This window comes from Streptomyces sp. T12 (assembly GCF_028736035.1).
Lineage (GTDB): Bacteria > Actinomycetota > Actinomycetes > Streptomycetales > Streptomycetaceae > Streptomyces.
The window spans coordinates 6,803,551-6,816,340 of the sequence record NZ_CP117866.1; the positions used below are offsets into that span (position 1 = coordinate 6,803,551).

9 protein-coding genes are annotated in these 12,790 nt (G+C 69.4%); 5 read left to right on the forward strand and 4 right to left on the reverse strand.

Annotated elements, in window-relative coordinates; genetic code table 11:
• Positions 1-91 precede the first annotated feature (91 nt).
• The 4 genes from PBV52_RS30810 to PBV52_RS30825 are packed head-to-tail and all read left to right on the forward strand — an operon-like array spanning position 92 to position 6,601.
• Positions 92-1,369: a glycosyltransferase gene (locus PBV52_RS30810; protein WP_274242764.1), complete on the forward strand. Its 1,278-nt coding sequence runs from the start codon at positions 92-94 to the stop codon at positions 1,367-1,369.
• Complete coding sequence (locus PBV52_RS30815) at positions 1,366-3,015, forward strand: glycosyltransferase family 39 protein (protein ID WP_274242765.1); 1,650 nt, start codon at positions 1,366-1,368, stop codon at positions 3,013-3,015. Before PBV52_RS30810 ends, PBV52_RS30815 begins: the two co-directional genes overlap by 4 nt.
• Positions 3,012-4,202, forward strand: a complete 1,191-nt coding sequence (locus PBV52_RS30820) for a glycosyltransferase family 2 protein (protein WP_274242766.1) — start codon at positions 3,012-3,014, stop codon at positions 4,200-4,202. The genes PBV52_RS30815 and PBV52_RS30820 overlap by 4 nt, the downstream gene beginning before the upstream one ends.
• Positions 4,199-6,601: a galactose oxidase early set domain-containing protein gene (locus tag PBV52_RS30825; RefSeq protein WP_274242767.1), complete on the forward strand. Its 2,403-nt coding sequence runs from the start codon at positions 4,199-4,201 to the stop codon at positions 6,599-6,601. Before PBV52_RS30820 ends, PBV52_RS30825 begins: the two co-directional genes overlap by 4 nt.
• 2 nt (positions 6,602-6,603) lie before the next feature.
• Here PBV52_RS30825 and PBV52_RS30830 read toward each other — a convergent pair whose 3' ends face one another.
• The 4 genes from PBV52_RS30830 to PBV52_RS30845 form a co-directional block, all read right to left on the reverse strand.
• Positions 6,604-7,332, reverse strand: a complete 729-nt coding sequence (locus PBV52_RS30830) for a Mut7-C RNAse domain-containing protein (protein ID WP_274242769.1) — start codon at positions 7,330-7,332, stop codon at positions 6,604-6,606.
• Positions 7,333-7,365: 33 nt separating this feature from the next.
• Positions 7,366-8,004 (reverse strand): TetR/AcrR family transcriptional regulator, encoded by a 639-nt coding sequence (locus tag PBV52_RS30835; RefSeq protein WP_274242770.1) that lies wholly within the window; start codon positions 8,002-8,004, stop codon positions 7,366-7,368.
• Entirely contained in the window at positions 8,001-9,542 is a 1,542-nt protein-coding gene (locus tag PBV52_RS30840; RefSeq protein ID WP_274242772.1) for a DHA2 family efflux MFS transporter permease subunit, read from the reverse strand. Before PBV52_RS30840 ends, PBV52_RS30835 begins: the two co-directional genes overlap by 4 nt.
• A gap of 115 nt (positions 9,543-9,657) precedes the next feature.
• A complete protein-coding gene (locus PBV52_RS30845; RefSeq protein ID WP_274242774.1) occupies positions 9,658-10,404 on the reverse strand; it encodes a hemolysin III family protein in 747 nt (248 codons plus the stop codon).
• Between the two features lie 342 nt (positions 10,405-10,746).
• Here PBV52_RS30845 and PBV52_RS30850 point away from each other — a divergent pair, with 342 nt between their 5' ends.
• On the forward strand, positions 10,747-12,570 hold the full coding sequence (locus PBV52_RS30850) for a phosphoenolpyruvate carboxykinase (GTP) (protein WP_274242775.1): 1,824 nt from the start codon (positions 10,747-10,749) through the stop codon (positions 12,568-12,570).
• Positions 12,571-12,790 lie beyond the last annotated feature (220 nt).

The window sequence follows — 12,790 nt, forward strand, 5'->3', positions numbered from 1 at the left end:
ACTTCACAGATCGCCCTTAATGTCTACACAGTTCCGCGACAGATGTGACGTGCTGTCGCGGCAGGGGGCATTGGGGATCTGGGGGGATCTGTTGCTGACGTCTGTCTTCATAGCCGTCGTCTCGCTGGCCTTGTTCTGGATGGCGGCCTTCACGTTGTGGTGGCAGATGCACGCGTGGCGTACGCCCGAAGTGCTCGCCTCCACCCGGTTCAGCAGACCGGACGGCGGCGAGCACGTGTCGTTCTCGCTGCTGTTGCCGGCCCGGCACGAACAAGCCGTGCTGGACCACACCATCCAGCGCCTGCTGGAGTCGACCCACACCGACTTCGAGATCATCGTCATCGTCGGGCACGACGACCCGGAGACCGCCGAGGTCGCCGAACGGGCCGCCGCTCGCGACCCGCGGGTCCGTGTCGTCGTCGACACCCACGAGAAGAAGAACAAACCGAAGGCCATGAACACGGCGCTGCCGCACTGCCGCGGCGACGTCGTCGGGGTCTTCGACGCCGAGGACCAGGTCCACCCGGAGCTCCTCGCGCACGTCGACTACGCGTTCCGCACGACGAAGGCGGACGTGGTCCAGGGCGGGGTCCAGCTGATCAACTTCCACTCCAGCTGGTACAGCCTGCGCAACTGTCTGGAGTACTTCTTCTGGTTCCGGTCGCGACTGCACCTGCACGCGCAGAAGGGGTTCATCCCGCTCGGCGGCAACACCGTCTTCGTACGGACCGATGTGCTGCGGGAAGCCGACGGCTGGGACCCGAACTGCCTCGCCGAGGACTGCGATCTGGGCGTGCGGCTGTCCAGCGTCGGCAAGAAGGTCGTCGTCGCCTACGACTCCGACATGGTGACCAAGGAGGAGACGCCCGGCAGCCTGATGTCGCTGCTGAAGCAGCGCACCCGCTGGAACCAGGGCTTCCTGCAGGTCTACCGGAAGAAGGACTGGAAGCAACTGCCCACCTTCGGGCAGCGGTTGCTCGCCCGGTACACGCTCATGACGCCGTTCATGCAGGCCTTCACCGGGCTCATCATCCCGCTCAACATCGCGATCGCGGTGTTCCTCGACGTGTCCGTGACCATCGCCTTCATCACCTTCCTGCCGGCCGTCACCGCGCTCGTCGCCTTCGTCTTCGAGGTCGTCGGACTGCACGACTTCGGCAAGCAGTACGGGCTGCGCGTCCGCTTCGTCCACTACCTGAAGCTCATCGTGGGCGGCCCCTTCTACCAGGTGCTCCTCGCCGGGGCCGCCGTCCGCGCCGTATGGCGTGAGCAGCGCGGTCGGAACGACTGGGAGCTGACCAGTCATGTGGGCGCACATCTCACCTCCGCCGAAGTGACCCGAGACCTCCGAGAGGACGTCCCTGCGTGACCTCCACCCTTCCCGCGGTGACCACTCCGAAGGTCCCCGCGCAGAGACAACCTGTCCCTGAAACACGTTCGACCGGCCGAACGGCCCCGCCGAACCGTCTCCGCTCCTCCCGCCCCGACCTGCTCCTCTGCGGTGCCCTCCTGGTCGCGATCCTCGTCGTGCAGGGCTGGAACATCGCCGACTACCCCACCCTCAGCGACGACGAGGGCACCTACCTCGCCCAGGCCTGGGCCGTCCAGGAGGGCCGGGGACTCGCCCACTACACCTACTGGTACGACCACCCACCCCTCGGCTGGATCCAGATAGCCCTGCTGACCTGGATCCCCGCCGCGCTCAGCCCCGAGTCGATGACCGTCGGCACCATGCGCGCCGCGATGCTCGTCATCAGCGCCGTCAGCGCGGTCCTCGTCTACGTGATCGGGCGGCGGCTGTCCCTGCCGCGCTGGGCGGCCGGGCTCGGCATGGTCTTGTTCGGCCTCTCACCCCTGTCGGTCGTCCTGCAGCGGGAGATCTTCCTCGACAACCTCGCGGTGATGTGGACGCTCCTCGCCTTCGCCCTCGCCGCCTCCCCGAGCCGCCACCTCTGGCACCACTTCGGCGCCGGCATCGCGGCCGCCACGGCCGTGCTGACCAAGGAGACGATGCTCTTCGTCCTCCCGGCCGTCTTCGTCACCATGTGGCGGCACAGCCACCGCGACACCCGCAAGTTCGCCCTGACCGGCGCCGTCACCGCCTGCACGCTGATCGGCCTGTCGTATCCGCTCTTCGCCCTGCTGAAGGGCGAGCTGTTCCCGGGCAGCGGGCACGTCTCGCTGTGGGACGGCATCAAGTACCAGATGACCAGACCCGGTTCGGGCTTCGTCCTCGACCAGGGCTCCGGCTCCCACGGCGTCCTGCAGTCCTGGCTCTATTACGACCGCGTCCTCATCCTCGGCGGCCTCGCGGGCGGCCTGCTGCTCCTGGTCACCTGGCGCTGGTCGGTCACCGCCCGGGCGCTCGCCGGACCGTCGTGCGCGGTGGTGATCCTCGCCCTGGTGGCCATGCGTCCCAGCGGCTACCTGCCCGCCATGTACGTCATCCAGGCGCTGCCCTTCCTCGCCCTCGTCCTCGCCGGAGGAACGGCCTCCGTCGCCCACGCCGTCCTGCGGCGCCGGCGGTCCGAGGCCGAGACGCGGTACGTCACCGGCGGGCGGTACGCCCTCGCGGCCGTCCTCGCCATCGCCGCCGGCGCCTATGTCGTCCCGCGCTGGTACGACGGCGACCGCACCGCCGTCACCGCCGACGCCAACGGGCCCTACCAGGCCGCCTCGAAGTGGCTGGCCACCGAGGTGGCGGACCCCGAGGACACCCGGGTCCTCGTCGACGACGCGCTCTGGCTCGACCTGGTGCACGCGGGGTACGAGCCCGGGCGCGGCGCCATCTGGTTCTACAAGGCCGACCTCGACCCGGCCGTGACGAAAACGATGCCGCGCGGCTGGAAGGACCTCGACTACGTCGTCGCCTCGCCGACGGTACGGCGCGACGCGGTCGACCTGCCCAACGTCAAGGCGGCCATGGAGCACTCGGCGCCGGTCGCCGTCTTCGGCCGCGGTGAGGACCGCATCGAGATCCGCCAGATCCAGACAGCCGCCGGAGGCGTGCGATGAGCCAGGAATACACCGCCCCCGGCGCTCCCGGAGAGCTGGGCGATCCGACCGTAGAGGGTGTCGAGGTGCCCGAGCCGGGTGCCGTCACCATCGTCGTACCGACCTTCAACGAGTCGGCGAACGTACGGCAGTTGCTGCACCAGATCACCGAGTCGGTGCCGTCCCGGCTGCCCTGCGAGGTCGTCTTCGTGGACGACTCCACCGACGACACCCCGCAGGTCATCGAGGAGGCGGCCCAGGACTGCCCGTTCCCCGTGACCGTCATCCACCGGGACGAACCGGTCGGCGGGCTCGGCGGCGCGGTCGTCGAGGGGATGAAGGCGGCCGGGTCGGACTGGATCGTCGTCATGGACGGCGACTGCCAGCATCCGCCGTCCCTGGTACCGGACCTGGTCGCCACCGGCGAGCGGGCGAACGCCGGGCTCGTCGTCGCCTCCCGGTACGTCAAGGGCGGCAGCCGGGCCGGACTCGCGGGCAGCTACCGGGTGGCCGTGTCGCGGGCGGCGACCTGGCTGACCAAGTCCCTCTTCCCACGCAGGCTGCACGGCATCAGCGACCCGATGAGCGGCTTCTTCGCCATCCGACGCGGCGACATCACGGCTGAGGCGCTGAAGCCGCTCGGCTACAAGATCCTGCTGGAGCTGGCCGTGCGGAGCCGTCCGCGCGCGGTCACCGAGGTGCCGTTCGTCTTCCAGGAGCGGTTCGCGGGGGAGTCCAAGTCCACGGCGGCGGAGGGGCGGCGCTTCCTGCGGCACCTCGCCGGGCTGCGTACGGCGGACCCGCTGGCCCGGATGGTGGTGTTCGGGCTGATCGGGCTGACCGGCTTCGTGCCGAACCTTCTCGCGCTGTGGGCGATGACCCGGGCGGGGCTGCACTACCTCCCCGCGGAGATCGTCGCCAACCAGTTGGGCGTGGCCTGGAACTTCCTGCTCATCGAGAAGCTGCTGTTCCGCGACCGGCGCCGGCACCGCCACTGGGCCGACCGCACCGCGCGGTTCGCGCTGCTCGCCAACGCCGACCTGGTGCTGCGCATCCCGCTGATCGCGCTGCTGGTGGGGCAGTTCGGGCTGGCCGTGCTGCCGGCCACCGCACTGGCCCTGGTCATCACCTTCGTCCTGCGCTTCGCCGGTACCGAAGCGCTGGTCTACCTGCCCCGCAGGAGCCGCACAGCAAGGAGCACCGCATGAGATCCGGACGGAGAACGGCCCTGTTGGCCCTCATGGGCCTCACGGGGGGCCTCCTCCTCACCTCACTCGAGTCCGCCTCCGCCGCCAACCTCATCAAGAACCCCGGCTTCGAGACCGCCGGCAGCGACGACATGCCCTACTGCTGGAAGAAGTCCGGCTGGGGCGACAACGACTTCACCTTCGAGACGGTGGCCGACGCCCACTCGGGCGGCAAGGCCATGAAGGTCACGATGACCCGCCGCGTCGAGGGCGACCGCAAGGCGCTCATCACCGAGTCCGCCGAGTGCGCGCCCGTCGTCACCGTGGGCAAGCAGTACGACCTGGGGCTCTGGTACAAGTCGACCACCCCCGACACCTCGATCACCCTCTTCCGGCACGACGCCACGGCGGGCTGGCAGTACTGGACCGACCTCAAGACGCTGGAGATGGCGGCGGGTTGGACGCAGGCCACGGTCCGCACGCCGGAGGTGCCCGCCGGCACCGACCGGATCGCCTGGGGCGTCTCCGTCTACGGCACCGGCGCCGTCACCACCGACGACTACACGATGGACCAGGTCACCGACCCCGTCCCGGACCCTGTGTGCACGGGTACGGCCGAGGAGTGCGCGAACGGCCGCTGGGACGTCCTGCCCACCCGGAACCCGGTCCGCTCCATGCACTCCGTCGTCCTCAACAACGGCAAGGTGCTGCTGATCGCCGGCTCCGGCAACAGCGAGGAGATGTTCAAGGCGGGCACCTTCACCAGCGCGGTCTACGACCCCGAGAACGGCACGTACAAGCAGATCCCCACGCCCAAGGACATGTTCTGCGCGGGCCATGTCCAGCTCGACGACGGGCGTGTGCTCGTGATGAGCGGCAACAAGGGCTATCCGTCGGCCGACGGCACCATCGGCTACCAGGGCTACAAGGACTCGTACCTCTTCGACCCGGTCACCGAGACCTACAGCAGGACCAACGACATGAACGACGGCCACTGGTACCCGTCGGCGACGGTCCTCGGCAACGGTGACGTGATCTCCTTCGGCGGCCTGAAGGAGGACTCGTCCGGCTCGGTGACGGCCGAGCTGTGGTCGGACGCCGAGCAGCAGTGGCAGCCGCTGTGGAAGGTCAACCAGACCTGGTCCTACTGGGGCCTGTACCCGTCGATGATCCTGATGCAGGACGGCCGCCTCTTCTACTCGGGCAGCCATGTCTTCGGCAACAACATCCCGGGCACCGGCTCGGCGATCTACGACTACGACGCCAACACGGTCACGCAGATCCCGGGTCTGCAGAACAAGGACGAGCGCGACCAGTCCGCGAGCGTGCTGCTGCCCCCGGCCCAGGACCAGAAGGTCCTCACCCTCGGCGGCGGCAACATCGACTCCAACCCGGACGCGAACCGCCTCACCGACGTCATCGACCTCAAGCAGGCCAACCCGTCCTACGTGGCAGGCCCGCCGCTCCCGCAGGGCACCGTCGACCTCGGCAACGGCAAGGTCGCCCAGACCGGCAACCAGGGCAAGATGTACGTCTCCGCCGTACTCCTGCCCGACGGCAAGGTCCTGGAGACGGGCGGCGCCCTGCACAACCGGGCCGACCCGGTGTACGAGTCGTCGCTCTACGACCCGGCGACCAACACCTTCGACCCGGTGGCGGCCGACCCGGAGGAGCGCGGCTACCACTCCTCCGCCTTCCTCCTCCCCGACGGCCGTGTGATGACCACCGGCGACAACCCGGGCAACGGCTCCTGGAACCACGACGTGTCGATCTACACCCCGCCCTATCTCCTCAAGGGCGAGCGGCCGACGATCACTTCGGTCATCGACACCGAGTGGACGTACGGCGACACCCAGCGGATCACCGTCGACCGGCCCATCGCCAAGGCCGAGCTGATCCGCCCGGCCGCCGTCACCCACTCCTCCGACCCGAACCAGCGCTTCGTCGACCTGCCGCTGTCGGTGGACGGCAACAACGTCGACCTGAACGTGACGAGCAACCCCAACCTGGCCCCGCCCGGCTGGTACATGCTCTTCGCGGTCGACGCGAACGGCGTCCCGTCGGTCGCCAAGTGGGTGCACCTCCAGGGCCCGCAGGCCCTGAGCGCGACGGACGCCTCGGCACACGTCCACGACTTCGCCGACGACCTCAAGGGCAAGGCCACGGGCCCCGGCAAGAAACGCACGTCCCAGAAGGTCGCCCCGACCGTCTCCGGCTGCGACCGGCACTACGGCTCCGCCAACGTCTGCGTGCCGACGGACTTCCCGCCGACCGTGAAGGCGACGACGAAGTCCCGCTGCGACTGGCTGAAGAAGAACGACTACGGCCGCCTGAAGGTCAACGGCAAGGACGACCCGCTGCGGCTGGACCCGAACAGGGACGGAGTCGCCTGCGGAAAGGGCGAGGTGAGCAAGCGTTAGTTTCAGCTCGCGTAATCGGCGAGGGCGCGCTCCACGATGGCCACCAGCTGTTCGTGGTGCGCGCCCTTCCAGTACGCGCGCTTGCACTGGGTGCACTGCGCGAAGACGTCGTACGACCGCTGCGTCCCGCCCTCCAGCTGGTCCGCCACCTCGTCCTTGGTGGCGTCCTTGAGCAGGCCGTTGCAGGCGGTGCACCGCGTCCAGGGGCGCAGCTCGGGGCGGAAGCGCTCCAGGATGTCGCGGAGTTGGTCGTCGGGGCGGGTGCTGTAGACGAAAGCGCCGGCCCACAGTTCGCGGCGGCGCAGCAGTCCCCGGTCACGGCTGAGCATGACCCGCTGTTCGGCGGCCGAGCGGGCGGCGAGCGCCGGGTCGCCGATGTCCGTCGACTCGTACGCCGTGTCCACGCCGAGCAGGCGCAGACGGCGGGCGAGGGTGCCGAGGTGGACGTCGAGCAGGAAGCGCAGGGGAGCGCCGGGCACCCGCTGGGGGCGCTCGACGGGCCGTACCGTCACGGACTCGCCCGCGGCCGGGACGTGCGCCACCGGCACCTCGCGGCCGTCGACGACCAGGGTGCCGACCTCGGTGAGCGGGACGCCGAGGGACTCGACGACATGGCCGAGGGTCGAGACACCGTCGGTGGTCACCCGGGCGGCGTCGCCCGCACGCCGTCCGTTCGGCAGGAACAGGCGCAGCTCGGGGGCGAATTCGACGCGGATCTCGGGACCGTTCACCTGGTCAGGATGTCACGGCACAGGGCTCGCGCCTCAGGTGTTTTTCCCGGGGAGCCCGTGCTCGATGACGTCCAGGGTGCGGTCGAGGAGGTCGTGGAGGTCGTCCTTGAAGTCGTTCTCGGCCCAGTACAGGGAGATCTCCGCGAGGCCGCCGATCAGGGACATCGTGTAGACCCGCGCCTCCAGGCTGTCCCGGTCGAGGCCGTTGCGCTCGGCGACGGCCTCGGCGAGCATCCGGCCGGTGACCGACATGCTCTCCAGCATCCGGGACCGCACCGCCGGGACCTGGACCAGCAGATGCGACCTCAGCCGGACGACCTCCGGCCCCTCCGCCAGCCCGGCGCTGATCGCCAGCCGCATGACGTACCGCAGGGACTCCATCCACGGCTCGTCCGCCGGCCGCTTGCGCAGCTCCTCCAGCAGGATCGGGTCGTACTCGTCCGTGAGGACGATGTCCTCCTTCGTCGGGAAGTACCGGAAGACCGTGGACGGCGACACCTCGGCGCGCTCGGCGATCTGCTCGATCGTGGTGGCGTCGTAGCCCTGCTCCTTGATCAGCGCGTACGTCGCGTCGCGGATCGCCGTCCGGGTCTTGATCTTCTTCCGCTCACGAAGCCCCAGCTGGGGGCGGTCGGTCAGGGGAGAGGAGTGTGCGGAGGTCATGGGGCTCATTGTCGGGCATCGGCCCGCTCGGCAGCCATGTCCGGGCTCTCGGGCTCACGTGCATCGGGCGTGCCCGGCAGGAACGCGGCCGCCAGCAGCGCGGAGACGAGGGCCGCGATCCCGCACACCAGCAGGACGACGCCCATGCCGTGGACGTAGGCGCTGTTCGCGGAGGCCGCGAGCTCAGCCGAGCCCGCCCGCTCGGCGACGAGGTGGGCCGCGACCACGGACTCCCCAGCGGTGTCGGCGGCCTTCGCGGGCAGCCCGGTGACGTCGAGCCGGTCCCGGAAGCCGGCGGCGAGCAGGCTGCCGAGCAGCGCGATGCCGATCGCACCGCCGACCTGACGCAGGGTCATCAGCAGCCCCGAGCCGCTTCCGGCGCGGTCGCGGGGCAGGGCGCTCAGGCCGCCGTTCATGGCGGGGATGAGCGAGAGGCCGAAGCCGAGACCGGTGACGGTGAGCCACAGCGCGACGAATCCGTAGCCGGAGTCCGCTGTCGTACGGCTGCCGAGGATCCCGGCGAAGGCCAGCACCACCAGGCCCGCGCTCACCGCGGCACGCGCACCGAAGCGGGCGACGACCTGCGGGGCGAGGCGGGAGGCGACCAGCAGTCCGCCCATCATCGGCAGCAGCCGCACGCCGGTGCCCAGGGCGTCGTGGCCGAGGACGGCCTGGAGGTAGGGCGGCAGCACGAACAGCAGGCCGGACAGGATGAAGGTCACCAGGGTCGCGGCGACGGTGTTGAACAGGAAGCCGCGGTGGGCGAGCAGGGTCATGTCGAGCATGGGGCGCTGGACCCGGCGTTCGCGCAGCACGAGCGCGGTGATCAAGGCCACTGAGGCCCCGAGCATGGCCAGGACCAGCGGGTCGCCCCAGCCCCGGGTGGGCGCCTCGATGATCGCGTAGACGAGGACGCCGAGCCCGGTCACGGCGAGCGCGGTGGAGAGGGCGTCGACCTTGGGGGAGGCGGGGTCCTTCGTCTCCGGGAGCAGGAAGACGCAGGCGGCGATGCCGATCGCGGCCATCGGGACGTTGATCAGGAAGACCGAGCCCCACCAGAAGTGGTTGAGCAGCCAGCCGCCGATGATCGGGCCGAGCGGCAGGCCGAGCGCGGAGGCGGCGGAGGTGATGCCGACGGCCTTGGCACGCTCCTCGGGGCCGAAGAGCGTGGGCAGCACGGAGAGCGCGAGCGGGGTGACCAGGGCGCCGCCGACGCCCATCACCGCTCGTGCGGCGATCACCGCGTTCACGTCGTCGGCCAGTGCGCCGACCAGCGATCCGGCGAGGAAGATGCCGAGCCCGGTGATCAGCACCCGCCGCCGCCCGAACCGGTCGCCGAGCAGGCCCGCGGGCAGCATCAGCGCGGCGAAGACGACGACGTACGCATCCGCCATCCACTGCTGCTGGCCGGTGGTGGCGCCGAGATCGGCGGCCATCGTCGGCAGCGCCACGTTGAGGATCGTCATGTCGAAGCCGAGCGTGAGCATGCTGGCGACCAGGGCGGCCAGGGCCCACCAACGGCGGGGGTCTGGAGTGACAGTGTCCATGAAATGAGAGTAACTCTCAAAATCGAGCGACTGTCAATAGAGATCTGCTGTCGGCACGCAAAAGGGCCACGGCTCGCAAGCCGTGGCCCTGATGGGGAAAGGGTGCTGCGCGGTGCTACCCGTGCTGGTACGCCACCAGCGAGATCCCCACGTAGTGCGTGATGAACGCCGCCAGCGTGAAGGAGTGGAAGACCTCGTGGAAGCCGAACCAGCGCGGTGACGGGTTCGGGCGCTTGATGCCGTAGATCACGCCGCCCGCGCTGTAGAGGACGCCGCCGACGATCACCAGGACCAGTACCGCGATGCCGCCGGTGCGCATGAAGTCCGGCAGGAAGAAGACGGCCGCCCAGCCCATCGCGATGTAGCAGGGGGTGTAGAGCCAGCGCGGGGCGCCGACCCAGAAGACGCGGAAGACGATGCCCGCCGCGGCGGCGGCCCAGATGCCCCACAGCAGCCACTGACCCTTGGCCCCCGGCAGGAGCAGCATGGTCAGCGGTGTGTAGGTGCCCGCGATGATCAGGAAGATGTTGGCGTGATCCAGTCGGCGCAGGAAGCCGTCCATGCGCGGGCTCCAGTTGCCCCGGTGGTACAGCGCGCTCACGCCGAACAGCAGGCAGGCGGTGAGGGCGAAGATCCCGCAGGCGAGCCGGCCTCTGGGGGAGTCCGCGAGGGCGGTGAGCGCCAGGCCCGCGACCAGTGCGGCCGGGAACATGCCGAGGTGCAGCCAGCCGCGGAGCTTGGGCTTGATCTCGTCCGTCAGCTGCTGGGCGTGGTGCGCGATCTGGTGAGGCAGGGAAGACGCGGCGGAACCGCGGCCGGCGGCCGCCGTGTCCGGTTGCGCGTCGGGGACGGGCGCAGTCATGGGGGGCATCGTACCTACGGAACCGTAAGTTACGTATCAGGGCGGCGAGATGGGCACCCGGAAGTGGCCATCGTCTCATGGAGTACCCGAAACGGGCGCACCTGGGGTGAAGCCGTAGTGGCGCAACGAAAACATCTGGATGAGTGGCGATGCTCACGCCGCTCACCTGTGACGCCCTCTGGACATATGGGCGGACGCGTCGGATGATCAAATGAGTGCGGTCGGCACCGGATGAGCGCGGAAGATCGAGAAGCAGGTCGAGTCCGCGAAGCATCCGGGTCGCGGCCCCCACGGGGCATACAAGGGCATATTCAGGACAAAATCCCTCACTTAGGAGCAACCGTGGCGCGCGACATCGCGGCTCCCCCCGTCGTTCCCACAAACCACCAGGAGCTGATCTCGTGGGTCAACGAGATCGCCGAACTGACGCAGCCGGACAGCGTGGTCTGGTGTGACGGATCCGAGGCCGAGTACGACCGGCTGAGCGAGGAGCTCGTCGCGAAGGGCACCTTCAAGAGGCTCGACCCGATCAAGCGCCCCAACTCCTACTACGCGGCCTCCGACCCGACCGACGTCGCGCGCGTCGAGGACCGGACCTTCATCTGCTCCGAGAAGGAGCAGGACGCGGGGCCGACGAACCACTGGATGGACCCCGCCGAGATGCGCGAGGTCTTCTCCGGCGAGAAGGGCGTCTTCCGCGGCTCGATGCGCGGCCGGACCATGTACGTCGTCCCGTTCTGCATGGGCCCGCTCGGCTCGAAGCTCTCCGCGATCGGCGTCGAGATCACCGACTCCGCCTACGTCGCCGTCTCCATGCGCACCATGACCCGCATGGGTCAGGCCGTCCTCGACGAGCTCGGTGAGGACGGCTTCTTCGTGAAGGCCGTGCACTCCGTCGGCGCCCCGCTGGAGGAAGGCCAGGAGGACGTCCCCTGGCCCTGCAACCAGACCAAGTACATCTCCCACTTCCCGGAGAGCCGCGAGATCTGGTCCTACGGCTCCGGCTACGGCGGCAACGCCCTGCTCGGCAAGAAGTGCTACGCCCTGCGCATCGCCTCCGTCATGGCCCGCGACGAGGGCTGGCTCGCCGAGCACATGCTGATCCTGAAACTCACCCCGCCGCAGGGCGAGTCCAAGTACGTCGCCGCCGCCTTCCCGAGCGCCTGCGGCAAGACCAACCTCGCCATGCTGGAGCCCACGATCTCCGGCTGGACGGTCGAGACGATCGGCGACGACATCGCCTGGATGCGCTTCGGCGAGGACGGCCGCCTGTACGCCATCAACCCCGAGGCCGGCTTCTTCGGCGTCGCGCCCGGCACCGGCGAGCACACCAACGCCAACGCGATGAAGACGCTGTGGGGCAACTCGGTCTTCACCAACGTCGCGCTCACCGACGACAACGACATCTGGTGGGAGGGCATGACGGAGGAGACTCCGGCCCACCTGACGGACTGGAAGGGCAACGACTGGACGCCGGACAGCGACACCCCGGCCGCCCACCCCAACGCCCGCTTCACCGTCCCCGCCTCCCAGTGCCCGATCATCGCGCCCGAGTGGGAGGACCCCAAGGGCGTGCCGATCTCCGCGATCCTCTTCGGCGGGCGCCGCGCCACCGCCGTACCGCTGGTGACGGAGTCCTTCGACTGGAACCACGGCGTGTTCCTAGGCGCCAACGTGGCGAGCGAGAAGACGGCCGCCGCCGAGGGCAAGGTCGGCGAGCTGCGCCGCGACCCCTTCGCCATGCTGCCGTTCTGCGGCTACAACATGGGCGACTACATGGCCCACTGGGTCGACGTGGCCAAGGACAAGGACCAGTCCAAGCTGCCGAAGATCTACTACGTCAACTGGTTCCGCAAGAACGACGAGGGCAAGTTCGTCTGGCCCGGCTTCGGTGAGAACAGCCGCGTCCTGAAGTGGATCGTGGAACGCCTCGACGGCAAGGCCGAGGGCGTCGAGACCCCGATCGGCATCCTGCCGGCCAAGAGCGCCCTGGACACGGGCGGCCTCGAACTGGCCGACTCCGACCTGGACTTCCTGCTCACCGTCGACAAGGAGGTCTGGCGCGAGGAGGCCGCGCTCGTCCCCGACCACCTCAACACCTTCGGCGACCACACGCCGAAGGAGCTGTGGGACGAGTACCACGCGCTGGTGCAGCGCCTGGGCTGAAGCCCGCCCCCAAAGACTCCGCGGCCGGCACGGATGCCCTGACCAGTGATCGTCACGGCCGGCCGCGGTGCATACCGGCGAGGTTCCGTACAACGGCGTGCGGAGCCCTGGGCCTGCCGTCGCACCCCGTCCGCCCCGACGGGAAGGCGACGGCAGGCCTTCGCCTGGTTCAGGGGTTCGGTGCAACGCCCTCAGGGGCGCGGGGCTGTATCTCGGCGCT